Genomic DNA, 23,634 nt, shown 5'->3' on the forward strand with positions numbered 1-23,634 from the left:
CTGCAGGATCCACCATTGCAGCTTGCCGATGGCGTAGCGTCCACACATGGGGTGAGGTTAGCGCGAACCGGGCGCGATTGCAGCCCGGGAGATGGTCCGGTCCTGAGGGGCAGGGGCACGTCCCGTTTAGGGCGCATTTCAGAGTTGGCTCCGCCCGGGGAGGATGGGGTTTGCATCCTAAATTTAGGTGGTTTTATAGACGCTTGGCTTTCGGAAATTGTGTTGGTTCTGATTATTCTTCATTTCCGGATGTTGCCGCTCGCTCACAACTATTCGGTGTCACCGGGGGATAGCGGGAATCCATAGTAATCTTCAAAACGCTTTTCGCGGCAGCCGCTCTGCTCTTCATGAAAATCAAGTGACAGGCTCAAACCGCCAAACTGGGCGCCGTCAAAATGCGCGCGAAAATTCGACTCCACGTCCTCTGCATGAAGACTCCTTGAATCCTCCACCACATTGCAATAATCGACTGAAATTTTCATTTCATCTGGCAAAACTTCTACTGACACATCGTAATATTTAGTCCCCATAGATTGCAAAATTTCATACGGGTCGTTGCCGTCACACATTATGTATAAACTTGGCGTGGCCGAAAGAAATCCAGATCGAACGCTTTCATATACCTTGCAATGCTCACCTTCATAAAAACTTCTGCCAGGAATGATGGTATGTGGAGAGCAGGACGCCAGTGTCAAAGTAAAAAGCAATATTGTGCATGAACCATACTTTTTGACTATTTTATTCATCGTCCACGCCCCTAATCGACATAAACTCGACCCACTCGACTATAGAGCGCATTTGCCGCCTTGTCGCCTTGAAGGTCGTTGGCCCGCACTGGAGAAACATCGCGGGGGAAAGCGTGGAATGAATGGCGACGCTTCGCGGGCCAGCCGCAGTTTCGGCCTTGGCGTTGAAGGTGGAATATTTCATCTCACTCAGCGGCTTGTGCCAGAAATGCGGCACCAATCCCCAACACGGCTCAAGATTGGTCGCTGCCTGCTGGAGCTTGAACGTCTCCTGCAGGATCCACCATTGCAGCTTGCCGATGGCGTAGCGTCCACACATGGGGTGAAATTAGCGTGAACCGGGCGCGATCGCAGCCCGGGAGATGGTCCGGGCACAGGTGTGCTTTCCAACCTCGCTCCAACCCGCCTCATCCGGCCTTCGGCCACCTTCTCCTCGCGGAGAAGGAAAGCGCGCATCTTCCCTCTCCGTGAGGAGAGGGTGCCCCGCAGGGGCGGGTGAGGCGGGCAGCGCTACGATGGAGAACGCCCACACCCCTCACCGATTCCCCTCTTGACTCTCTCCGCTCCTGAACGGAACATAAGCGGAACATTCAATAGAGGCTATGACATGCCAACTGCGCCGCGCGTCCTTAGGGGACGGCCGCAGCTCGAGGAGCTGCGACGCCAGATCCAGGCGATTGAAACGCCCATAACCGTGCCCGTCCTGACGGGTCAGGATGCGCTGGTGCTTGGCCCAGGCCTGCATGAGGTCTGCCCGGCGAGCTATCTCGACACGCCCGCCGCGCTGGCTTTCCAGATCGGCATGCTGGGTCATGGGTTGGCCGAACAGGACCGGCTGCGTCCGGTGATCTGGGTGCGCTCGGCGGGCCATCGCGCCCATGATTTCGGACGTCCCTATCCGCTCGCCTTGGCCCGATGGGGGCTGGAGCCGGAACGGGTTCTGCTGGTCGAGGCGCGCGATGCGAGCGATGTGCTGTGGGCGATGGAGGAAGGGCTGAATGCCGGCGCGCTGGTGGTCGGCGAGGTCGGCGCATCGCTGCGCTATGACCTCACCGCCTCGCGCCGCCTGCACCGTTCGGCCCAGGCACGAAGCGCGCGCGTGCTCGTCTTGCGTGGTCATCAAGATATCCAGCCCAGCGCGGCCCTGACCCGCTGGCGATTATCCGCCCTGCCGTCACCGGACCGGCCATGGCGCGGGGCGACAGGCCTGCCGGGATTGGGAGTGCCGCGCTTTTGCGCCGTGCTCGAACGGGTCCGGGGCGGCCCGCCGAAAAGCTTTGAGGTCGAGTGGAAAAATGCGGCGTTTCATGTCCTTGAGCCTGCCGAGATGGCCCGTCGAGCGACGCAATCTGCGTCCCAATTCAGCCGCCTCGCCGTCTGATGCGCCCGAGCCCCCCTTCGCCCTGGTTCACACCTCAACCGGTGGGGAACGGCTCTATGCCCTCAATAATGAGGCGGCGCGGCTGGGCTTGCGGCGCGGTCAGGCGCTGGCCGATGCCAAGGCGCTGGAGCCGGGTTTGCGCATTGCCCCCTTCGCGCCCGATGCCGACCGGCGTCTGCTCGGCGCCTTTGCCCGCTGGTCTGGCCGCTGGTCACCCTGGACGGCGCCCGATCCCGGTGAACCGGGGGAGGATGGCGTAATGGTCGATATCTCCGGCTGCGCCCATTTGTTCGGCGGCGAGGACCAGCTGGTCACGGCCGCGCTGGACGCTGTGCGCGGTCAGGGTCTGACCGCCCACGCTGCCATCGCCCCGACCATAGGCCTTGCTTGGGGTCTGGCGCGCTTTCCGGCACGGCGGGTCCCAACCGGCTGGCTGATCGCCCATGATGTCGGCGCCAGCCTGCATGGCCTCCCGGTCGAGGCCCTGCGCATTGGCGATACCGCCGCAAGGCTGCGCCGGTTCGGGCTCAAGCGGGTTGGCGATATTGCCGGCCTGCCGCGCGCCAATCTGGCGCGGCGTTTCGGCCCCGATCTGGTGCGCCGCCTCGACCAGGCACGCGGCCAGGAGGATGAAACCCTCAACCCGCTACAGCCGAAAACGCCGTTTCGCGCCCGGATGCGCTTTGCCGATGCCCTGCTTTTGCTGGAGGGAATCAAACAGGCGGTGCGCGAGACCGCCAACACGCTGTGCGCCCATCTCGAGAGCGAGGGCCGTGGCCTGCGCCGGGCCGAGCTCAATCTGTTTCGCGTCGACGGCAAGATCCACCTCCTGATCATCGGCACCGCCGCCCCGGCGCGCGATGCGGCGCATATCGCCCGCCTGTTCAATGAAAAGCTCGACCGCGCCGAGATCGATATTGGGTTCGGCATTGATGTCATCGAACTCAATGCCACCGCCACCGGCGCCCTGTCGGGCCGGCAATCCGGCTTAATCGGCGATGCCAGCCTTAATGATAATCGTTTGGACACCGAGGCTTTCGCGCGCCTGACCGACCGACTCAGCGTCCGCTTGGGCGAAACCCGCGTCAAACGCGCCGCCCGCCGCGACAGCCATATCCCCGAACGCGCCGCCGGCTGGAGCGCGGAGACGAATCCGTCCGGCTCAGCCCTGATGGTGCGCGAGGCGAGCGGCCAACAGGCCTTCCTGCTGTCGCCGGAACGGCCTTTGCTCATCCTCGCCCGCCCGGAACCGGCCGAGGCGGTGGCAGAGATCCCCGACGGACCGCCGCGCAGCTTCGTCTGGCGCCGCACCCATCACCAGGTCCACCAGGCCGAGGGCCCGGAACGCCTCGCCCCGGAATGGTGGCGTCCTGAAAGCCGCGCCAGTCCGAAGACCCGCGATTATTTCAGGATCGAAACGATCGAGGGCCGCCGTTTCTGGCTCTATCGCGACGGGCTCTACGGCCCGGAAACCCGTAACCCCCAATGGTTTGTCCACGGAGCATCATGATGGAAATGACCCAATTAGCGACGCCCCGACGCGCCCATCCCCACCACGAGACGACGCCCCTGGCCGGAAAAATTCTCTGGGAGCGCCTTCGCGGGCGCAGGATTTCCGGTCACCGCTTCGAGCGTCAACACCCGATCACCGGTTATATCGTCGATTTCGCCTGCGTGCGGCACCAGCTTGTGATCGAGCTTGATGGCAACACGCACCGCCGCCCGGAGGAGATCGAGCGCAGCCGGCTGCGGACGATGGAGCTGATGCAGCAGGGCTGGACCGTGATCCGGCTTGCCGATGCCGATATCGCTGAGCGCCTCGAACAAGTGATCACGACCATTGCCCGGCATCTTCCCATCCTCCCCCGCAAGGCGGGGGAGGTGGACCGGACAAAGTCCGGGCCGGAGGGGGCCTCACCGCCACACACCCCCTCAGTCCGCTGCGCGGACAGCTCCCCCGCACAGCGGGGGAGCAAGGATGAACGGTGACCGCATTCGCCGAGCTCGTCGCCGCCAGCAATTTCACCTTCCTGACCGGGGCCTCGCATGGTGATGAAATGGTCGCCCAGGCCAAGGCGCTCGGACTGGCGGCCATCGGGCTGGCGGATCGCAATTCCTTCGCCGGCGCAGTGCGCGGTCATCTCGCGGCGAAGGAGGCCGGGATCAAATTTCTGGTCGGAGTGAGGCTGGTCACCACATGCGGCTTCGCACTGGTCGCCTATCCGAAACACCGCCACGCCTATGGTGCGTTGGCGCGCATGCTGACGGATGCCAATTTCCGCTCGAAGAAGGGGCGTTGCGAGCTGTGGCTGGAACAGATTATCGAGGCCTCGACCGACCAATATTTCATCCTGCTGCCGCCCGATCCACCCTGCGCGGAATGGCAGGCCAAAGCGGCGGGCTTCTGCGCCCGCTCAAGGGCCCGTCACGTCCTCGCCCTGACCCGCCGTTTCGACGGTCGCGATGGCGAGCGTCTGCACGCGCTCGATCAATGCGCCACCGCACTCGGCCTCGACTGCATCGCCACCAATGACGCGCTCTATCATGTCCCCGAACGCAAGCCGCTGGCCGATGTGGTCGCCTGTATCCGCGAGCATGTGACGATCAAGGCCGCCGGTTTTCTCCTCGCCGCGAATGCCGAACGCCATCTCAAACCGCCATCCGAAATGGCGCGTCTGTTTCGTGGCTATGAGCGCGCCGTCGCCAACACGATCACTTTGGCGCAGAGCATCAATTTCAGCCTTGAGGAACTGGTCTATCAATATCCCAGCGAGGTTGTCGGCGACGATGAAACCCCGGCCCAGACACTGCGCCGCCTCACCGCCGAGGGGCTGGAGCGTCGCTATCCCGATGGGCCGCCGGACAAGATCGCCGCCGCCATCGCCCATGAGCTGACCCTGATCGAAAGCCTGGATTTCCCGGCCTATTTCCTCACCGTCCACGATATCGTCCGCTTCGCGCGCAGCCAGGGAATTCTGTGTCAGGGCCGAGGCTCGGCCGCCAATTCGGCGGTCTGTTTCGCGATCGGCATCACCGAGGTCGACCCCAATCTGATCGATCTCCTGTTCGAACGCTTCGTCTCGGCGGAACGCGGCGAGCCGCCCGATATCGATGTTGATTTCGAGCATGAGCGGCGCGAGGAGGTGATCCAGTATGTCTATGAGAAATACGGTCGCCGCCGCGCCGCCATGACGGCAACGGTCAATTGCTACCGGCCGCGCGGCGCCATTCGCGAAGTCGGCAAGGTGTTCGGCTTGTCGGGCGATGTCATCTCGGCCCTGTCGAAAACGCTGTGGGGCTGGTCGACCGATGATCTCACCGATAACCGCATCCGCACCGAGCTCGGCCTCGATCCCGATACGCCCGATATCGCCATGACGCTGCATTATGCCCGCGAGCTGATGGGCTTTCCGCGCCACCTCTCCCAGCATCCCGGCGGTTTTGTGATGATGCAGGGCTGGCTCGACGAAATCGTGCCGCTGCACAATGCCGCCATGCCTGATCGCACGGTGCTCGAATGGGACAAGGAGGATATCGACGCGCTCGGCCTGATGAAGGTCGATGTGCTCGGTCTCGGCATGCTCAGCTGCGTCGCCCGCGCCTTCGATCTGATCGAGCGCCATTATGGCCGCTCCCTGACCATGGCCTCAATCCCGCAAGGCGATGAAGCCGTCTACGACATGATCTGCAAGGCCGATACGATTGGCGTGTTCCAGATCGAGAGCCGGGCCCAGATGACAATGCTGCCGCGCCTGCGACCGCGCTGCTTTTATGATCTGGTGATCGAGGTCGCCATCGTCCGCCCCGGCCCGATCCAGGGCGATATGGTGCATCCCTATCTGCGCCGCCGCTGCGGTCAAGAGGCGGTGGAATACCCGTCAAAAGCGCTGGAAGATGTGCTCGGAAAGACGCTCGGCGTGCCGCTGTTTCAGGAACAGGCGATGCGGATCGCCATTGTCGCCGCCGGTTTCACCCCGGCGGAATCCGACCAGCTGCGCCGCTCCATGGCCGCCTTCCGGCGCTCCGGCTCGATCCATGAAATGGGTGAGAAGCTGATGGCCGGCATGATCACCAAGGGTTATGAGCCCGACTTCGCGGCGCGCTGTTTCAAACAGCTCGAAGGCTTTGGCGAATACGGTTTTCCCGAAAGCCATGCCGCCAGCTTCGCCCTGATCGTCTATGTCTCCTGCTGGCTGAAGCATTATTACCCGGACGTGTTTGTTGCCGCGATCCTCAATTCCCAACCGATGGGGTTTTACGCTCCGGCGCAACTGGTTCGCGATGCACGCCAGCACGGCGTTGAGGTCAGACCGCCCGACATCAATCATTCCGATTGGGACTGCACGCTGGAGCCGGCCAAAGCGGGCCCCCACTTCGCGCTCCGTCTCGGCCTGCGGCAGATCAAGGGTCTGCGCGAAGCCTCTGCCGCGCGCCTGGTCGCGGCCCGCCAGACAAGCGGTGCCTTCACCAGCGTCCCCGATCTCGCCCGCCGTTCGCGTCTTGATCGCGCCACGATGGACCGGCTCGCCAATGCCGACGCTTTCGGCTCCATCGCCCTCGACCGCCGCCAAGCCGGCTGGACCGCCCTGGCCCAGGCCGGCAAACCATTGCCGCTATTCGAGCATGCCGATGAATACGGCCATGAGGCCGCCACCGCCCTGCCGCTGATGAGCGCCGGCGAGGAAGTCGCCCAGGATTACGCCACGCTACGGCTATCGCTCAAAGCGCATCCGATGAGCTTTTTCCGCCAGGAGCTGGAGGAGAGCGGACATGTCCGCGCCGAACAACTCACCGAGCTGCGCGATGGCCGCTGGGTGACGCTGGCCGGTTTGGTGCTGGTACGCCAACGCCCCGGCTCGGCCTCAGGCGTGATTTTCGCGACGCTGGAGGACGAAACTGGAGTGGCCAATATCATCGTCTGGCCGAAATGCTTCGAGCGTCACCGCAAGATCGTAATGCGGTCCAAGCTGATGAGTGTTACCGGGCGCTTACAAAAGGAGGGCGAAGTGATCCACATCATCGCCAGCCGCATCACCGACCAGAGCTGGCGCCTCGCCGCCCTCGCCGATGGCGAGGAATTCGCCGAAGCCCTCGCCCACGCCGACGAAATCGCCCGCCCCCAGGACGACCCCCGCCTGATCGGCATTTACCGCCGCGTCATGCAAGGGGAGCGGCTGGAGGATATATTGCCCAAGAGCCGTGATTTTCATTGAGGCCCCTGCTTCGGCGCGCAGTTTGCAAACAAAAGCTTAACACGGCGGACCTGTTGCGAAGCGGGTCAGTCGGTTGCAGACTAGGAGCCGAGATGAGCAAGCCGCACACCCTGAGCGAAGACGAAGCCCACGCCATGCGCCTGCTGTGGGATCGCGGCAGCGCCTCGGTGAATGAACTGGCCCTGGCCAGCCGGCAACCGGCCAGCGAAACCCTGTCCATCCTGCAGCGTCTGCGCCGCAAGGGCGCGGTTGAACGCCAGCAGCGCGGCCGCGATATCCGCTATCGTCCGCGCCTCAACCGCCAGACCGCACCGACGCATATGCTCGGCCGTCTACTAACGGAGACCGCCGACGATGGCCGCACCGGGCTGGGCATTGTGGTGTTGCGCGAAAGCGATATCGACCCGCAGGACTGGGCCGATCTCCAAGCGGAAATCGCCGCCAAAGCAGCCGCGAAATCCAAGCCCTAGCCGACGCTTACTCAGACAGGAATGCCCGGACATCAGTGATCGTCCGCGCGGGATCTTCCTCGTGCAGGATATGGCCGAGATCGTCATAGATGATCAGCTCGGCCTGCGGCAGGTCGGCGGCAAGCCGTGTCGCCTGCGCCACGGGAATGATCGCATCGCGTCCGCCCCACATCACCAGAGTCGGAGCCTGCACCCGCGCCAAAGCGGCGGTTGGATCGGGCAGGGTGAAAACTTCGAGCCGCTCAACAAGAGCCTGACCAACACCGGGTGTCTGCATCAGGGCGTGAACGCGGCCAGGCAGACTCGGGTCCATCCGGCTGGCATCGCCGAACAGGCCGGCCGAGGCCGCGGCGACCATCGATACCGGTGCCTGGGTAAAGTAGAATGAAACGCCCATCGGCACTGCGACCGGCTGCTCGGTAACGCCATTGATCGAATAGGCCCCCGGCGCAACCAGTACCAGGCGTGCAACGAGGTCGGGGCGCTGCGCGGCGAGGCGCCAGGAGACCAGCCCACCGAGTGAATTACCCACCAGGGCGACATGATCGAGACCCAGCTCATCGAGCAGGGCGCCGAGGAAATCAACGGTTTGCGGCACGGAGTAGCGACGTTGCGGATCGGGCCCGGTCAGGCCATGGCCCGGCAGGTCCATGCGGATGACGCGGTAGTCTGCGCTGAGATCGGCAGCCCAGGCGTCCCAGCTTTCCAGCGAATAGGAGAAGCCGTGCACCATGACGATGACGGGCGCATCAACGGGCCCCTCGCTTCGGACGCGCGCCATGACGCCGTCAACATCAATCAGGCGATCACTCTCGCTCCAATAGGGTGACTGAACCCGCGCGGCCTGGTCGAGCGCCGGCTCGTCAGCGGGCCGGTTCATGAACCACACCAGAGCGCCGATTGCGATGACGGCAGCGAGGGCGAGTAGCGCGAGCACGATGCGGGGCATGGGATTTCCTCGGTTTCAAATAAAAACGGCCGACGATCCCTGATGCTCAGGAAGCGCCGGCCGGTCAAGTGCAATGGGAGCGGACATGGGAGGTCAAGCCCGCTCCCGATCATGCGCCTAGAAGCGGTAAGCCAGCGTCGCCGTGAAGGTGCGCGGATTACCATAATAGCCGACCAGCGTGCCGGAACGTCCCAGTTCCGGAGCGAAGGTCGTGTTGTTGACGAAGTCATAGCCGGAAACCCGGTATTCCTCGTCGGTCAGGTTGCGGCCATGCAGGCCCATCTGCCAAGCACCATCTTCGCTGTCCCAGACGACCGAAGCGTTCCAGAGCGTGTAGGAGGCTTGGTCAAGCTCCGGGAACGGGATTTCGAACTGGCTCGAATCACCGCGGTAGGATGCGGTGATCTGGGAGTTGAGATCGCCACCGGCGAAAGAGGTCAGATAGCTCAGCGTGGTGCTGAGTGTGGCGTCCGGCGTATTCTGGATGACGACCTGGTTGGAGATATCGACACCGAAAGCGTTGATGAACTCGTCATAATTGCCATCAAGAAGGCCCATTGCCCACGCGAAGCTCAACGCATCACCATTGGTGAACACGTCATGGCCCAGATCGAGCGTGCCTTCATATTCGAGACCGGTGATGGTCGCGGCGCCGGCATTGGTAGTCACGCCGGTGAAGGTGTCGTTTACGCCGTCATTATTGGTATCGATACCGACTGATCCAGGCACCTGGATGTCGGTATAATCCATGTGGAAGACCGCGATGGCGTGGCTGTACCGGTCGCCTTGGTATTTCCAGCCAAGCTCAAAGCTGTCGACCGTTTCCGGGTCGAAGGACATGAAACGGAACACTTCATCCGCCGTAACCGTGCCGCTGAGATCGAAGTCAGGGGTGCCGGTGGTCTGCGCCCGAGGATCGAAGCCGCCGCCCTTAAAGCCTTGGCTGAAACTGGCATAGAAATTGTTCGAGGCGGTCGGCTGCCAGGAGATCGAGGCCGTCGGGCTGAAATCATTCCAGGAGTTGGTGCCGAGGAAGTTGGAGGTGGTGGCAATCGGGAAACCGGCACCTCCGAAGAATTCGGAGAAGCCACCCAGATAGGTGCGACGCAGGACGCGCGATGTGCGTTCGTCCTCGGTATAGCGGCCACCCAGGGTGAGGCTGACGGTATCGGTCAGATCATAGGTGAAGTTTGCGAAAACCGACCAAGTGCTGGTGTCAACATCGCCGAACGTCTGGGCGTTGAGACCCGCCACCAGGGTGTCGAGCAGGACGTCGAACACGGTCGTGGCATTGGCGTCGAGCGAGTAGTAGCCCATCACGCCAGCGAGACGATCGCCTTCGTAAAGGACTTGGAATTCCTCGGAGGTCTGCTCATTGGTGTAGATCGCCGGAACGTCCAGATCGCCTTCGGGAAGATTGTCGAAGTCGATCGGCGTCGTGGAATCGTCTTCACGACGGGACAGGATATTCCGGATGGTCCAGTTGTCGTTCAGGCTCCACTCGCCCGTCAGGGTCAGGCCACTGGCTTCAACGCTTTGCGCGACAACATTCAGGCCGGCGCGCGTGTTGAACACATTGTCCAACACTGGATAGGCGATCGGAGCAGCCGCCGACGGATAGTTCGCAGGCGTTGCCAGCAGACGATGGCCGCCGCGCGCATTGGATGTGTCGTCGACATTGTCATAGGCGAGACGGAAGAACAGATCGCTGGTCGGCTCCCACTCGGCGCTGACACGGTAGCCCAGAACCTCCTTGTTGTAGTTCTCGGCACCGGTGGTCAGGTTGGTTCCGAAACCGTCTCGCTGAAGATTGGCGACGGCAGCGCCGATGCGGAAGGTGTCGCCCAGCGGCATGCTGCCGGAAACGATCTGGTCGAGCTGGCCGTAGGAGCCGAAATTCAGGCGGGCCGACAGGGTCGGTGCGTCCGAGTCAAGGCGGCGGGTGACGTATTTGATTGCGCCACCAATGGTGTTGCGGCCGTAAAGCGTGCCCTGTGGGCCACGCAGAACTTCGATCCGTTCGACATCATATATATCCAGAACGGCAGCCTGCGGGCGGTTGAGATAGACGTCGTCGACATAGATGCCAACACCGGCTTCAAAGCCGGCAACCGGATCCTGCTGGCCAACGCCGCGAATAAAAGCGGACAAGGTTGAATTGGTGCCGCGCGATGCTTCGAGCGTCACATTCGGTGTGGTTTCGGCGATCGCCAGGATATCAACGGCGCCCATGGCTTCAAGTTGTGCGCCGGTATAGGCGGTGACAGCCAACGGCACGTCTTGCAGCGATTCTTCGCGGCGACGGGCGGTGACGGTGATGACGTCCTGGCGGACACCGTCGCCATCTTGTTGGGCCTGGACCGGAGCTGCGAACAGCATGGTCGATGCGATCGTGCTCACCAGGAGCGCGGCGCGGGTCATTTTGAAACTCGTTGTCATGATGATTTCCCCTCAAGACGTTCGTTGTTGACCGCCATCGCATGCGCGCGATTGGCGAAGTGTGCGACCGCGCTGGCGAACCCGTCGGGTTCCTCCAGATGCGGGGCATGTCCCGATTTCGCAAACGTAACGGATTGCGCATCGGGTAAGGTTTCGGCGAGATAGCGGCTCGTCTCCGGGCCGTAGGCTTCACTGCGCGCGCCAGAGGTGACGAGCGCCGGTAAGGTCATCGCGGATAGGGCTCCGCGCAGATCCTGATGGGTCATTGAGAGCCAAAGATCTGCCATCGCATCGCCGTCGCGTCGGCTCAGCCGGGCAACGATGTCGGTGATCATTTCCGGCTCACGGACAGCACGTCCGCGGGCAAAAATGCGTGGCGCGAATGCGGCAGCATAGGCCGACCAATCATTGCGCATGGCTTCAACGGCCCGACCGCTGCCGGCAATATCCATCCCGGTCGCCATACCCAACGACCAGTCCTCGGTATTGAGGACGCGCGGGCTCATATCCTCGATGATCAGACCAGCAAAACGCGCGTGCCCTTGGCGGGCAATCATCATCCACAACACCGTTGCGCCCATAGACCAGCCCAGCGCGGTGATGCGGGTCAAATCCAGCGTTTCGATGAGGGTTTGCAAGTCACCCGCCAGCAAATCGATATCGAGTGGGGTGGTTCCGGCAGGGGTTTCGCCATGGGCGCGGAGATCGGGGATAACGATCCGGAAATCATTCGCGAGCCTGTCGACCAGCGAATCGAAGAAATCGCCCGAAGCGGCCCAGCCATGCACCAGCAACAGGACCGGCCCGGTTCCGATATCGCGATAGTGCATCAACGCACCGTCGCTCATCGCACACGATTGCATCGCTGCGCGTCCGTTCACCGGATTATCTGGTTGGGCATTGAGCACTGCGCCGATCTCTCCCGGATGCATCACACGCCACGGCTTTCGTGCCATATTGCGTTATCGGCAATTTTGTGAAAACTGAATCATATGTCAACTTCACTTTCTTCGACCTCTCCGAAAATTCCGAAAACCGCACGCGGCCAACGCACCCGAAACCGGCTGCTGGATGCCGCAGAAAAATCCTTCGGCGAGAGTGGCTTTCACACGAGTTCGATCGGCGATATCACCCGCCGCGCCTCGGTCGCCCTGGGCACGTTCTACGTTTATTTTGATTCAAAAGATGAGATATTCCGGGCACTTGTCGCACATATGGGCGAGATGACGCGGAGCTGGATCGCTGAACGCGTTAAGGGGGCAACCGACCGGTTGGACGCCGAGCATAAAGGGCTCGTTGCCTACATCGAATTCGCCCGCGCCCACCCCAATCTCTATCGCATCATTGAGGAAGCGCAATTCGTCGCGCCTGATGCATACAAGGCACACTATGACAGTTTTGCGGAGCGCTACCGGCGCAATCTCGATGAGGCCGTCGAGCGCGGCGAGATTCGTGATGGCAACCAGGAAACCCGTGCCTGGGCCCTGATAGGGATCAGCGTTTTCCTCGGCCTGCGCTTCGGCATTTGGGAACCCTCACGCAGTGCTGACGACATTGCCCGCGAGGCGTCCGATCTGATCGCGAAGGGGCTGGCGCCATGAGCAAGGCTACGAACCAGGCCGCCACCGCAGGGCCGAACCCATGAACGGGTTGCTCGACATCACCGCACGTCGCGCCGCGATCGATCCGGACGCCATCGCTTTCCACGTCGTCAATACCGGCGAAGAGATCGATTACCGCGCGCTGGAACGTCGCAGCGCCCAAGTAGCCAGCCTGCTTGAAACCTACGGCGTCGCAGCGGGCGACCGGGTGGTGATCCTGTGCCGCAACCGGGTGGAGTTTTTCGAGCTCCTGTTCGCCTGCGCCAAGCTCGGTGCGATTCTGGTGCCGCTCAACTGGCGAATGCCGGCCAGTGAACTGATCCAGCTGATCGATGATTGCACACCGGTCTTGACGATTACCGGCGCCGAAGACCGCGACACAGCCCGTGCGATTTCAGCGCCAATGGACTTGCCCTTGCTCGATCTCGACGGTGAATATTCACAGCAGCGCGAAGCTGCTCGCCTGCACCCGGGCCGCAGCGGCTGGCCGGGGCAGGATTGCTGGTATCTGATCTACACGTCCGGCACGACCGGCAAGCCCAAGGGCGTGATCCAGACCTATGCCATGGCGCTGGTAAATTCCGTCAATATCGGCCAAGCGATTGGTCTGCGCGGTACGGATTCAACGCTCAACTTCCTGCCTCTGTTTCATACCGCCGGCATCAATCTGCACACCCTGCCGGTCCTGTTTGGCGGCGGCACGGTCCACATCCTCCCCGGTTTCGAAGCCGGTCCGATGCTGGAGCTGATCAATGCCGGCGCGCTTGATGTCTTTATCGGTGTGCCCGCAGTCTATCGCGAATTGACCCTGCATCCGGACTTCGCCCGGACCGACCTCACCCGCCTGCGCCATTGGGCCTGCGGCGGCGCGCCACTGCCCGATATCCTGGTTGAGCGTTTCGCGGCTGGCGGCGCCATTGTCTGCAACGGTTTCGGCATGACCGAAACCGGCCCAACCGCCTTTCTGGTCGACGAGGCGCGCGCCCTCGACAAGATCGGTTCGGTCGGCAAGACCCAGATCCTGGTCGAGGCGCGGATTGCCGGCCCCGGCGGCGAAATACTTGCGGCTGGCGAGATCGGCGAAATCCAGTTTCACGGCCCCGGTCTGACCCCGGGCTATTGGCAACGCCCGCAAGAGACGACCGAACTCTTCACCGAGGATGGCTGGCTCAAAAGCGGCGATCTCGGGCGGTTCGACGAGGATGGCTATTGCTTCGTCGCAGGCCGGATCAAGGAGATGTATATTTCTGGTGGTGAAAACGTCTATCCGGCCGAAGTCGAGAATATTCTCGCCGACCACCCCGATGTGCAGGAAGCCTCTGTCACCGGCGTGCCCGATGAAAAATGGGGCGAGGTCGGCTGCGCCCACATCATCCTGCGCCAAAGTGCCAGCGGCGATATCGCCGCCCTGAATGCCTGGTGCCGCGAAAGGCTTGCCGCCTACAAGGTGCCGCGCCATGTCGTTTTCGCCCGCGATTTCCCGCGCACCGCAGCCGGCAAGGTGCAGAAACACCTCCTGCCCCGGCCTGGCTCGACAGGGTGAGCCACACTGCCTCCCTCGAGCGCAGCTTCTGTCAGGCAGACTTCGATGCCTTCGCGCAGCTGTCAGGCGATCATAATCCGATCCATGTCGACCCGGAGTTTTCGGCCCGGACCCGGTTTGGCTGCACTGTCGCCCACGGCGCCCTGTTGTGCGCCGTGTTGCGCGGGCTGGTCGAAGAATTGGTCCCCGGCGGGCGGCAAATCCGCCAGTCAACGCAATACCCCGCCCCGTCGCCGGCCGGCGAATTGCTTCGTTTCGAGGCCGAAGCGATCCGTGTCGATGGCCCGGTTACAACGGTGCGGCTTCAGGTGACATGCCTGTCAGGCATGACGATCACCTGCATCGGTGAAACCGGGGTGACGCGATGACCACAGCCGCAAAACCAGGGCTGGCCATCGGCCAAGCTGCGCAAACAACCCGCACCTTCAACCAATCCGACATCCTGGCGCTTCAGGCCGTCTCCGGCGCGCCCTCGAGCAGCGAGGCGGTGCCGGAAGCGTTGATCAACGCTCTGTTCTCCTACCTGCTCGGTGTCGAGCTGCCGGGTGAAGGCACGAATTATCTCAAACAGCAGACCGAATTTCTGCAAGCCGCGCCGATAGATGAGGCGTTGACGGCCCGCATTGAGATCACCCGAATCCGGCCGGACAAACATCTGGTCGATCTTGCCACCACTTGCGTTTCGGCTTCAGGAAAGCTGATCGCCCAAGGCCGCGCCCTGGTGCTGGCGCGCGATGTCGCCGGCGCTTTCGGCTAGGTCACAACCTGCGATTTGCATTTACCTTTCCGGTGTCATGTGGAAACTGCCCACCATGTCAGCTCAGCGCAAATCAGCCTCACTGCCGGTCCCCGGCCAAGATGTCATCATCGTCGGCGGCGGCCATAACGGCCTCGTCTGCGCCGCCTATCTCGCCAAGGCAGGACTGAAGGTCACCGTGCTGGAGCGCCGGCATGTTCTGGGCGGCGCTGCCGTGACCGAGGAATTCCATCCGGGCTTTCGCAATTCGGTCGCCGCCTACACCGTCTCCCTGCTCAATCCGAAGGTCATTACCGATCTCGAACTGCACCGGCACGGGCTGAAAATCGTCGAGCGCAAGCTGGGCAATTTCCTGCCACGCGAGGACGGTTACCTATTGGCAGGCGAAGGCGTGACCAAGCAGCAAGTCTCCAAGTACTCAACGCGTGATGCGCAGCAGTTGGACGCGTATGAAGCGCGACTCGAAGTGATAGCCGACACGCTGCGCGCCATGGTGTTGCAAACACCGCCAAATTTGCGCGAGGGCGGCTGGGCCGGTGCGATGCCGGAAGTGTTCAAGGCGCTCAATGTCGGCGGAAAGCTCGGCGCACTCGACCTGACAGCCAAGCGCGATCTGCTTGATTTGTTTTCGAAATCGGCCGGCGACTGGCTCGATGGCTGGTTCGAGAGCGAGCCAGTCAAAGCCCTGTTCGGCTTCGACAGCATCGTCGGAAATTACGCCAGCCCCTACACCCCCGGCAGCGCCTATGTCCTGCTCCACCACGTGTTCGGCGATGTGAACGGCAAAAAAGGCGTTTGGGGTCATGCCATTGGCGGAATGGGCGCGATCACCCAAGCGATGGCCGCGTCATGCCGTGAGCGCGGTGTCGAGCTGCGAACCGAAGCTGCCGTAAAGGAAATTCTCACCAACGGCCACACCGCACAGGGCGTATTGCTGGAGTCCGGAGAGGTGCTTCATGCCCGGGCCGTCGTCTCCAATCTGAACCCGAAACTCCTGTTCGGCTCGATGGTCGATCCTGCTGTATTGCCAGCAGATTTCAACGAACGCATCGCCCATTACAAATGCGGATCCGGCACATTCCGGATGAATGTCGCACTATCGGAACTGCCCAGCTTTACCTGCCTGCCGGGCCCCGGCGATCACCTCTCGGCCGGCATTATCATGGCCCCCTCGCTCGATTATATGGACCGCGCTTGGAGCGATGCGCGCCGCTATGGCTGGTCGCGCGAACCGATCATCGAAATGCTGATCCCCTCAACCCAGGACGACACTCTCGCCCCGCCCGGCCAGCACGTCGCCAGCCTGTTCTGCCAGCATGTCGCCCCGGTCCTGCCGGACGGTCGCAGCTGGGATGATCATCGCGAGGAAGTCGCTGATTTGATGATTGAAACGGTCGACAAATGGGCACCGGGATTCAAGTCCTCAGTGCTGGGTCGCCAGGCATTGTCGCCGCTGGATCTGGAGCGGACCTTCGGTCTCACGGGCGGTGATATCTTCCACGGCGCGCTCAGCCTGGACCAGCTCTTCTCGGCGCGGCCGGTATTGGGGCATGCCGATCACCGCAGTCCAGTGGCGGGATTGTACCAATGTGGTTCCGGCACACATCCGGGCGGCGGTGTCACCGGCGCGCCCGGACATAATGCGGCCCGCGAAATCCTCAAGGATTTCAAACGGCACTAGCCCGCCAGTTCGATCAACTTGAGACGCTCACGCTCAATCGCTTCGAGGATCAGCTCGCGCGCCCGGGCCGCATCAGCCCAGCCTTCAACCTTGACCCATTTGTGTGGCTCAAGATCCTTGTAGTGCTCAAAGAAATGCGTGATCCGCATGATCAGCGGCTTCTGAACATCGTTGTAATCAAGGACATCATCATAAAACGGCGTCAGCTTGTGGTGCGGTGCGCAGAGGATTTTCTCGTCCAGACCGCTTTCGTCTTCCATCAGCAACACGCCAATCGGGCGGGCACGGACGACACAGCCTGGCATCAGGGTTGTCTGACCCAGCACCATGACGTCGATCGGATCGCCATCTTCCGACAGGGTATGAGGCATGAAGCCGTAATTGCACGGATAGCTCATTGGCGTGTGCAGGAAACGGTCGACGAAAACGGTGCCGGCCTCCTTGTCCATCTCGTATTTGACGGGCTGCCCCCCAACGGGGACTTCGATGATAACATTGATGTCTTCAGGCGGGTTCACACCCGCGGCGATCTTGTCGATCCGCATATTCGTGCTCCTGGCGCGAGGATTTTGCGATCTCATACGCTGATAAGGCCCGCGATCCAATGCCCGTGCTGCGCCGCAACACGGGCTTTCGGCATCAGGCCACGCTGGCGGCCGCCAAGTTGGTCTCGGCCGGTGCCTCCCGCCGCACGACTTCCTCGCCGCGAATGTGGACGAAATGCTCGCGCTCGACCGCCCAGTCTGCGAGCAGGCGCTGCGCCTGGGACGATCCGGTCTGCGCGGCATGCTGCTCCATCAGCCCATGGCAACGCGCCTCCGATTGGGCCGTCAATGCGAGCGCGACGACCGTATCGGTGTTGAGACGCGCGTCGAGACGGCGCTGCGGATCGTGAACGAAGACATCGCCGCCCGTCATGCCAGCAGCGAAATTATCCCCGACCGGACCGAGGATGACAGCAACGCCGCCGGTCATATATTCACAGCCATTGGCACCGCAGCCCTCGATCACCGTCTCGGCGCCGGAATTGCGCACGGCAAAGCGTTGCCCCGCCACGCCCGCGGCGAACAGACGGCCCGAAGTGGCACCGTAAAGACAGGTATTGCCGATGATCGCGCTGCCCGTCGTCTGCTCACGGGAGCCGCCGAAGGGGCGCACCACAAGGGTCGCTCCAGAAAGGCCCTTGCCAACATAATCATTGGCATCGCCATCGAGTTCAATACGCAGACCCGCGGTCGCAAACGCCCCCAGCGACTGGCCGGCTGAGCCTCGCAGTTTGAGCGTCAGATAATCATCGGCCAGGCCGGCACCGCCGAACACACGGATGATCTCCGACGAGGTGCGCGTACCGACTGCACGATCGGTATTCCTGACGGCATAGTCGAGCTGCATCTTCTCGGCGCGGGCGAAGACTGGCGCCGCATCCTTGATGATCTGTTCGTCGAGGCTGGGCGCGACCGGATTGCGCTGTTCGCGGGTCGAACGCGCCGGGCGCTCGGCGGCATCGGCGCGCGCCATGATGGCGCTGAGATCGAGATCGTCGAGCGCCTCGGAACCACGCGAAACCTGGTCGAGCAGATCGGTGCGACCGATCACGTCTTCCAAATCCTTCGCGCCCAAGCCGGCGAGTATTTCGCGTACATCCTGGGCCAGGAAGGTCATCAGATTGACGACATAATCCGGCGCGCCGCCGAAGCGCAGACGCAGCTCATCGTCCTGGGTGCAAATGCCGACCGGACAGGTATTGGAATGACATTGCCGCACCATCAGACAGCCCAGCGCGAGCAAGGATGCGGTGCCGATGCCAAATTCTTCGGCCCCGAGCATCGCCGCGATGACGATATCGCGTCCCGACCGCATGCCGCCATCGGCGCGCAGGGTGATGCGTTCGCGCAGACCGTTGAGTGACAGCATTTGATGCGCCTCGGCAAGGCCGAGTTCGAGCGGGCCGCCAGCGAATTTGATAGAGCTCAGCGAGGCCGCACCGGTGCCGCCGACGCTGCCGGAGATATTGATGATATCGGCATTGGCTTTTGCGACCCCGGCCGCGACAGCGCCGACACCCGCGGAGGCGACCAGCTTGACGCCGACCCGGGCCAGTGGATTGATCTGCTTGAGGTCATAGATCAGCTGCGCCAGATCCTCGATCGAATAGATATCATGGTGCGGCGGCGGCGAGATCAGCGACACGCCCGGCGTGGCCAGCCGCATCTTGGCGATGAATTCGGTGACTTTGAAGCCGGGCAATTGCCCGCCCTCGCCGGGCTTGGCACCTTGGGCAACTTTGATCTCGATCTCGCGGCACTGGTTGAGATATTCCGCCGTAACGCCAAAGCGCCCCGAGGCGATCTGTTTGACCGCCGAATTCATATTATCGCCATTGGGCAGCGGCTTGTAGCGGCGAGGATCCTCGCCGCCCTCGCCGGATACCGATTTGGCACCGATCCGGTTCATCGCGACATTCAGTGCGCCATGCGCTTCGGGCGACAGTGCTCCGAGCGACATGCCCGGCGTCACGAAACGGCGGCGAATGCCATTGATCGACTCGACGCAATCGACCGAAACCTTCGCACCGAGCGGGCGCATGTCGAGCAGGTCGCGCAACTGGATTGCGCCCTGTCCGGCGAGCGCTTCGCGGTAGCGTTTCCAGGCCGCCGCGTCATTGTGCTTGACGGCCTGTTGCAGCTCGGTGATCGAGTTGGCGGTGACGGCATGGCGGTCGCCCGAGGAACGCTGGCGATAGAAGCCTCCGACCGGCAGGCGGGCATCGCCGCGCCAGGCGGATCGATGCAAATCGACGGTGCGGGCTTCCAGCCCCGGCAGACCGAGGCCGGATATCCGGCTGACGACGCCGGGAAGGTAGGCTTCGACCAGGGCGCGCGACAGGCCAAGAACCTCGAAATTGCAGCCGCCGCGATAGGAAGAAATGATCGATATCCCCATTTTGGAGATGACCTTCAACAGGCCGCCATCAAGCGCCAGTTTGAGCTGTCTCGCCCGGCTACGCGCCTCGCGGTCCTCGCCGGGCTGGTCGCGATTGGCGGTTACGGTTTCGAAAGCCAGATAGGGATTGACCGTGGTCGCACCGAGCCCGATCAGCACGGCGGCATAATGCGGATCGAAACATTCCGCCGAGCGGACATTGACCGAGCAGGCATTGCGCAAGCCATACCGGGTCAGGCGGGAATGCACCGCGCCAGCAACGAGGATCATCGGCAGGGCACAATGATTTTCATCTGATTGGTGATCGGTCAGCACAAGATGGGCCGCACCATCACGCACGGCATAGACTGCCTGCTCGATCACCTGATCGATGGCCGCGCCAAGGGCGTGACCATCGCCGGTCGCTTCGCCAACCGGCAACAGGCAATCGATCTCCTTGACCGCCCCGCCCATCATTTCGCGCCAACGCGCATAGGCGCCATTGGTCAGGATCGGGCTTTCGAGCACCAGAACATTGGCGCGGGTTTCGCCCTTGGCCAGGATATTGCCGAGATTGCGGAAGCGGGTCTTCAACCCCATCACACGGCCTTCGCGCAAGGAGTCGATCGGCGGATTGGTCACCTGGGCGAACGTCTGCCGGAAGAAGTGCGACAGGGGCCGGTAGCTCTCCGACAACACGGCGAGCGGGGTATCGTCGCCCATCGATCCAACGGCTTCCTTGCCGTCATCGGCCATCGCAGCGAGGACGAGTTCAATCGCTTCGAAGCTGAAGCCGGCGGCGGCCTGGCGCCGCAGACGTTCGGCATCGGTAAATTCAATGGGTTCCGGCCCCAGCCCAATGGCGGGCTCGATATCCTCGACCTCGCCGAGCCAGCGCTGATAGGGATGGGTTTCGCTCAACGTGTCGAGAATTTCGTGCTCGCGGTAAAAGCGGCCCTCCTCGAGATCGAGCGCGATCAGCCGGCCCGGCGTGATGCCGCCGCGCTCAATGACGCGTTCCGGTGCAATCGGTGCCATGCCGGTTTCCGATCCGGCGACCAACAGGCCATCGCTGGTGATCGCATAGCGCATCGGGCGCAAGCCATTGCGGTCGAGCCCGGCAATCGCCCAACGCCCGTCAAAAGCGGCAATCGCGGCTGGGCCATCCCAGGGCTCCATCACCGAGTTGAAATACTCATACATCGCGCTCCAGCCGTCAGGCATGACATCCGCGCGCTTGGACCAGGCTTCCGGGATCAGCAGCGTCTTGGTCATCGGCGCACTGCGTCCGGCACGGACCAGAATTTCGAACACCTGGTCGAGCGCCGCCGAATCCGAGGCGCCGGGTTGGATGACGGGCTTCACATCCGCCTGCGCATCCTCGAACGCGGTTTCAGCGATGTGAATTTCGTGACTTTTCATCCAGTTGGTATTGCCGCGAATGGTGTTGATCTCACCATTATGCGCCAGCATGCGGAAGGGCTGGGCCAGCCGCCATTCCGGGAAAGTATTGGTCGAATAGCGTTGATGGAAAATCGCGAAGGGCGAGACGAAACGCTCATCCTTCAGATCGAGATAGAAGGCGTCGATATCCTCGGCGCGGAACAGGCCTTTATAGATAATGTCATGCGGCGAGAGCGAGCAGATATAGAGCTCACGCAGGTTTTCCTCGCGGGCGCGGCGCTCGATGCGGCGGCGGATAATATAGAGCGTGTGGGCGACGGTCGCGGCATCGCGGGCCTGGGGATCGCGAAACAGGACCTGCTCGATTTCCGGCAGGGTCGAGCGCGCCTTGGTGCCGAGGATCGAGGTATTGGTCGGTGTCTGGCGCCAGCCGTAAAAGCTGAAACCCTGACCGAGAATTTCCGCCTCAATGATGGCGCGGGCCCGCTCACGAGCGGCGAAATCCGTGCGCGGCAGGAAGACCATGCCGACAATGACATCGCCGCGCTGTGGTTCATGACCGGTGCGTGCGACGGCGGCCTTGAAAAAGTCCTGTGGCACTCCAACACGCAGGCCGGCACCATCGCCGGTGCGGCCATCGGCATCGACAGCGCCACGGTGCCAGACCGATTTGAGGGCATCTATGGCCAGCTCGACGATCTCGCGCCGCGGCTCGCCCTTCATGTCGGCGATCAGGCCGACGCCGCAGGCATCGCGTTCGTCCTCTGGACGGTAGAGGCCCGACGCCTCAAGTAGCTCCAGACCCTTGCGGTGCCGCGCTTCTGACCAGTGCGATTGTGTCATTCGGCGGCTCCAAGCACGGCAAGGCGATTGTCGAGATAGTTTTCCATCGACCGGGCCGCATCGAGCCCGTCGCGGATCGCCCAAACCACCAGTGAGGCACCGCGTTGGATATCGCCGGCGACGAACACGCCGTTCAGGCTGGTCATGCTGGAATCGGGATCGGAGTCGACCGTGCCCCACTCGGTCAGGGTCAGATCCGGTGCATCAAAGCTCTGGCACAGGTCTTCCGGCTGAAAGCCGAGTGCGGAGATGATCATGTCGGCGGGCAGATCAATGGTCTTGCCCGCATCAACCTCCGGCATGCGGCGCCCGGATGCGTCGGGCGCGCCCAGTCGCATCCGCTGAACGCGGACGCCGGTGAGATCATCGCCCTGCGTCAGCACGGCGAGCGGCGCCGAGAGCCATTCAAACACCACGCCCTCCTCCTCGGCATGACGCACTTCGCGTGCCGAGCCAGGCATATTCTGTCGGTCACGACGATAAAGGCAGGTGACCGAGCGCGCGCCCTGACGAACAGCGGTGCGGACACAATCCATCGCCGTATCGCCGCCGCCGATCACAATGACGTCCTTGCCCTCGGCCGAGAGACGTTCGTTGGCCGCTTTCGGATCGCCGAGCCCGTCGCGATTGGAACGGATCAGATAATCGAGTGCCTGGATCACATCCTCGCCGGCGCCGGGACAAACCAGCTTGCGTGCTGCATAGACCCCGGTCGCAATCAGCACCGCATCGTGTTGCGAGCGCAACACGTCGAGCGAGGCATCACGTCCGATCTCGAAATTCAGCTTGAATGCGACGCCGCCGTCAGCGAGGCGGTCCAGCCGACGTTGCACAACATGCTTGTCCAGCTTGAAGCCGGGAATGCCATACATCAACAGACCGCCGGCACGGTCGGCGCGTTCATAAACGGTCACTTCGCAGCCCGCTTCGCGCAGCCGCTCCGCCGCCGCCAACCCGGCCGGGCCGGAACCGATCACCCCCACGCTCTGGCCACGCGGCGCGCCCGGCCGGAGCGGGGTCACCCAGCCCTCATCCCAAGCTGTGTCCGTGATGAATTGCTCGACGCTGCCGATCGTCACCGCGCCATGGCCGGATTTTTCGACGACACAACTGCCTTCGCAGAGGCGGTCCTGCGGGCAGATTCGGCCACAGATCTCCGGCATGGTCGAAGTCGCGGACGAGGCTTCATACGCCTCGCGCATCCGGCCGGTTCCGGCCAGCATCAGCCAGTCGGGGATATTGTTCTGTAACGGGCAACCGGTCTGGCAAAAGGGCACACCGCATTGCGAGCAGCGCGAGGCTTGCTCGGCAAGTTGAAGAGTTTCAACGGGCTGATAGATCTCAAGAAAATCGGTACGGCGCTGCGCTTCGGGACGCTTGCCCGGATAGGCCTGATCGATATCGACGAATCGCAGCACTGATAAGACCTCACAACTTCACACCTTGCCGCAGTGCAGCACACTCTCGATGACCGCTCAAGAGGCCGGGCGTGTCCGGTTTGGGTAAATAATTTCGTTTGAAGTTGGGATTATAGCATTTTTTAGTGCCGCGTACAAAATTGCCCGTGATTATTGGGATGTTTTGACAGATTTTCTCGACGAGAAAATTTGCTGCGTTGCGGAAAATATTGAAGATTCAGACTGCCCGCCCGTCGCGACACAACATTGCGGGGAGGTCGATCTGGA

The 23,634-nt window shown here is 62.3% G+C and carries 18 protein-coding genes; 10 read left to right on the forward strand and 8 right to left on the reverse strand.

What is annotated here, in order from left to right; all coding sequences use genetic code 11:
* Positions 1-269: 269 nt before the first annotated feature.
* A complete protein-coding gene (locus AAC029_RS10615) occupies positions 270-746 on the reverse strand; it encodes a hypothetical protein (RefSeq protein ID WP_339747333.1) in 477 nt (158 codons plus the stop codon).
* Positions 739-1,065: a hypothetical protein gene (locus AAC029_RS10620; protein WP_339747336.1), complete on the reverse strand. Its 327-nt coding sequence runs from the start codon at positions 1,063-1,065 to the stop codon at positions 739-741. The genes AAC029_RS10615 and AAC029_RS10620 overlap by 8 nt, the downstream gene beginning before the upstream one ends.
* Before the next feature lie 288 nt (positions 1,066-1,353).
* Here AAC029_RS10620 and AAC029_RS10625 point away from each other — a divergent pair, with 288 nt between their 5' ends.
* The 5 genes from AAC029_RS10625 to AAC029_RS10645 all read left to right on the forward strand — a co-directional run bounded on the left by AAC029_RS10625 (position 1,354) and on the right by AAC029_RS10645 (position 7,810).
* Entirely contained in the window at positions 1,354-2,127 is a 774-nt protein-coding gene (locus AAC029_RS10625; RefSeq protein ID WP_339747338.1) for a hypothetical protein, read from the forward strand.
* Positions 2,042-3,637 carry a DUF6504 family protein gene (locus AAC029_RS10630; RefSeq protein ID WP_339747341.1) on the forward strand — a complete coding sequence of 532 codons (1,596 nt, stop codon included), beginning with the start codon at positions 2,042-2,044 and terminating at the stop codon, positions 3,635-3,637. Before AAC029_RS10625 ends, AAC029_RS10630 begins: the two co-directional genes overlap by 86 nt.
* Positions 3,637-4,116, forward strand: a complete 480-nt coding sequence (locus AAC029_RS10635; protein WP_339747344.1) for an endonuclease domain-containing protein — start codon at positions 3,637-3,639, stop codon at positions 4,114-4,116. The genes AAC029_RS10630 and AAC029_RS10635 overlap by 1 nt, the downstream gene beginning before the upstream one ends.
* Entirely contained in the window at positions 4,113-7,340 is a 3,228-nt protein-coding gene (locus AAC029_RS10640; RefSeq protein WP_339747347.1) for an error-prone DNA polymerase, read from the forward strand. Before AAC029_RS10635 ends, AAC029_RS10640 begins: the two co-directional genes overlap by 4 nt.
* A 92-nt stretch (positions 7,341-7,432) precedes the next feature.
* Complete coding sequence (locus tag AAC029_RS10645) at positions 7,433-7,810, forward strand: BlaI/MecI/CopY family transcriptional regulator (protein WP_339747350.1); 378 nt, start codon at positions 7,433-7,435, stop codon at positions 7,808-7,810.
* 7 nt (positions 7,811-7,817) lie between these two features.
* Here AAC029_RS10645 and AAC029_RS10650 read toward each other — a convergent pair whose 3' ends face one another.
* The 3 genes from AAC029_RS10650 to AAC029_RS10660 all read right to left on the reverse strand — a co-directional run bounded on the left by AAC029_RS10650 (position 7,818) and on the right by AAC029_RS10660 (position 12,154).
* On the reverse strand, positions 7,818-8,759 hold the full coding sequence (locus tag AAC029_RS10650) for an alpha/beta fold hydrolase (protein WP_339747353.1): 942 nt from the start codon (positions 8,757-8,759) through the stop codon (positions 7,818-7,820).
* A gap of 117 nt (positions 8,760-8,876) precedes the next feature.
* On the reverse strand, positions 8,877-11,198 hold the full coding sequence (locus AAC029_RS10655) for a TonB-dependent receptor (RefSeq protein ID WP_339747356.1): 2,322 nt from the start codon (positions 11,196-11,198) through the stop codon (positions 8,877-8,879).
* Positions 11,195-12,154, reverse strand: a complete 960-nt coding sequence (locus AAC029_RS10660; RefSeq protein ID WP_339747359.1) for an alpha/beta hydrolase — start codon at positions 12,152-12,154, stop codon at positions 11,195-11,197. The genes AAC029_RS10655 and AAC029_RS10660 overlap by 4 nt, the downstream gene beginning before the upstream one ends.
* Positions 12,155-12,190: 36 nt before the next feature.
* Between AAC029_RS10660 and AAC029_RS10665 the strand changes: the two genes are divergently transcribed.
* The 5 genes from AAC029_RS10665 to AAC029_RS10685 are packed head-to-tail and all read left to right on the forward strand — an operon-like array spanning position 12,191 to position 16,780.
* Positions 12,191-12,799, forward strand: a complete 609-nt coding sequence (locus AAC029_RS10665; protein ID WP_339747363.1) for a TetR/AcrR family transcriptional regulator — start codon at positions 12,191-12,193, stop codon at positions 12,797-12,799.
* Between the two features lie 40 nt (positions 12,800-12,839).
* Complete coding sequence (locus AAC029_RS10670; protein WP_339747365.1) at positions 12,840-14,342, forward strand: AMP-binding protein; 1,503 nt, start codon at positions 12,840-12,842, stop codon at positions 14,340-14,342.
* Entirely contained in the window at positions 14,339-14,710 is a 372-nt protein-coding gene (locus tag AAC029_RS10675) for a MaoC/PaaZ C-terminal domain-containing protein (RefSeq protein WP_339747367.1), read from the forward strand. The genes AAC029_RS10670 and AAC029_RS10675 overlap by 4 nt, the downstream gene beginning before the upstream one ends.
* Positions 14,707-15,099 carry a phosphate acetyltransferase gene (locus tag AAC029_RS10680; RefSeq protein WP_339747370.1) on the forward strand — a complete coding sequence of 131 codons (393 nt, stop codon included), beginning with the start codon at positions 14,707-14,709 and terminating at the stop codon, positions 15,097-15,099. Before AAC029_RS10675 ends, AAC029_RS10680 begins: the two co-directional genes overlap by 4 nt.
* A 55-nt stretch (positions 15,100-15,154) precedes the next feature.
* Entirely contained in the window at positions 15,155-16,780 is a 1,626-nt protein-coding gene (locus AAC029_RS10685) for an NAD(P)/FAD-dependent oxidoreductase (RefSeq protein WP_339747372.1), read from the forward strand.
* Here the strand turns inward: AAC029_RS10685 and ppa are convergent.
* The 3 genes from ppa to AAC029_RS10700 form a co-directional block, all read right to left on the reverse strand.
* A complete protein-coding gene (gene ppa / locus AAC029_RS10690) occupies positions 16,777-17,325 on the reverse strand; it encodes an inorganic diphosphatase (protein WP_339747374.1) in 549 nt (182 codons plus the stop codon). The two genes, AAC029_RS10685 and ppa, sit on opposite strands and share 4 nt — an antisense overlap.
* A gap of 94 nt (positions 17,326-17,419) precedes the next feature.
* Entirely contained in the window at positions 17,420-21,949 is a 4,530-nt protein-coding gene (gene gltB / locus AAC029_RS10695; RefSeq protein ID WP_339747377.1) for a glutamate synthase large subunit, read from the reverse strand.
* Positions 21,946-23,367, reverse strand: coding sequence for an NAD(P)-dependent oxidoreductase (locus tag AAC029_RS10700; RefSeq protein ID WP_339747379.1), 1,422 nt, complete (start codon positions 23,365-23,367; stop codon positions 21,946-21,948). Before AAC029_RS10700 ends, gltB begins: the two co-directional genes overlap by 4 nt.
* Positions 23,368-23,634: the final 267 nt, after the last annotated feature.

Origin of the sequence: uncultured Maricaulis sp., from assembly GCF_963975345.1 — a bacterium.
GTDB lineage: Bacteria > Pseudomonadota > Alphaproteobacteria > Caulobacterales > Maricaulaceae > Maricaulis.

Bases quoted from the DNA above. Each gene is read 5' to 3' on its own strand.
- AAC029_RS10615 (WP_339747333.1), bottom strand. From the start codon at position 746: ATGAATAAAATAGTCAAAAAGTATGGTTCATGCACAATATTGCTTTTT.
- AAC029_RS10620 (WP_339747336.1), bottom strand. From the start codon at position 1,065: ATGTGTGGACGCTACGCCATCGGCAAGCTGCAATGGTGGATCCTGCAG.
- AAC029_RS10625 (WP_339747338.1), top strand. From the start codon at position 1,354: ATGCCAACTGCGCCGCGCGTCCTTAGGGGACGGCCGCAGCTCGAGGAG.
- AAC029_RS10630 (WP_339747341.1), top strand. From the start codon at position 2,042: ATGCGGCGTTTCATGTCCTTGAGCCTGCCGAGATGGCCCGTCGAGCGA.
- AAC029_RS10635 (WP_339747344.1), top strand. From the start codon at position 3,637: ATGGAAATGACCCAATTAGCGACGCCCCGACGCGCCCATCCCCACCAC.
- AAC029_RS10645 (WP_339747350.1), top strand. From the start codon at position 7,433: ATGAGCAAGCCGCACACCCTGAGCGAAGACGAAGCCCACGCCATGCGC.
- AAC029_RS10650 (WP_339747353.1), bottom strand. From the start codon at position 8,759: ATGCCCCGCATCGTGCTCGCGCTACTCGCCCTCGCTGCCGTCATCGCA.
- AAC029_RS10655 (WP_339747356.1), bottom strand. From the start codon at position 11,198: ATGACAACGAGTTTCAAAATGACCCGCGCCGCGCTCCTGGTGAGCACG.
- AAC029_RS10660 (WP_339747359.1), bottom strand. From the start codon at position 12,154: ATGGCACGAAAGCCGTGGCGTGTGATGCATCCGGGAGAGATCGGCGCA.
- AAC029_RS10665 (WP_339747363.1), top strand. From the start codon at position 12,191: ATGTCAACTTCACTTTCTTCGACCTCTCCGAAAATTCCGAAAACCGCA.
- AAC029_RS10670 (WP_339747365.1), top strand. From the start codon at position 12,840: ATGAACGGGTTGCTCGACATCACCGCACGTCGCGCCGCGATCGATCCG.
- AAC029_RS10680 (WP_339747370.1), top strand. From the start codon at position 14,707: ATGACCACAGCCGCAAAACCAGGGCTGGCCATCGGCCAAGCTGCGCAA.
- AAC029_RS10685 (WP_339747372.1), top strand. From the start codon at position 15,155: ATGTCAGCTCAGCGCAAATCAGCCTCACTGCCGGTCCCCGGCCAAGAT.
- ppa (WP_339747374.1), bottom strand. From the start codon at position 17,325: ATGCGGATCGACAAGATCGCCGCGGGTGTGAACCCGCCTGAAGACATC.
- gltB (WP_339747377.1), bottom strand. From the start codon at position 21,949: ATGACACAATCGCACTGGTCAGAAGCGCGGCACCGCAAGGGTCTGGAG.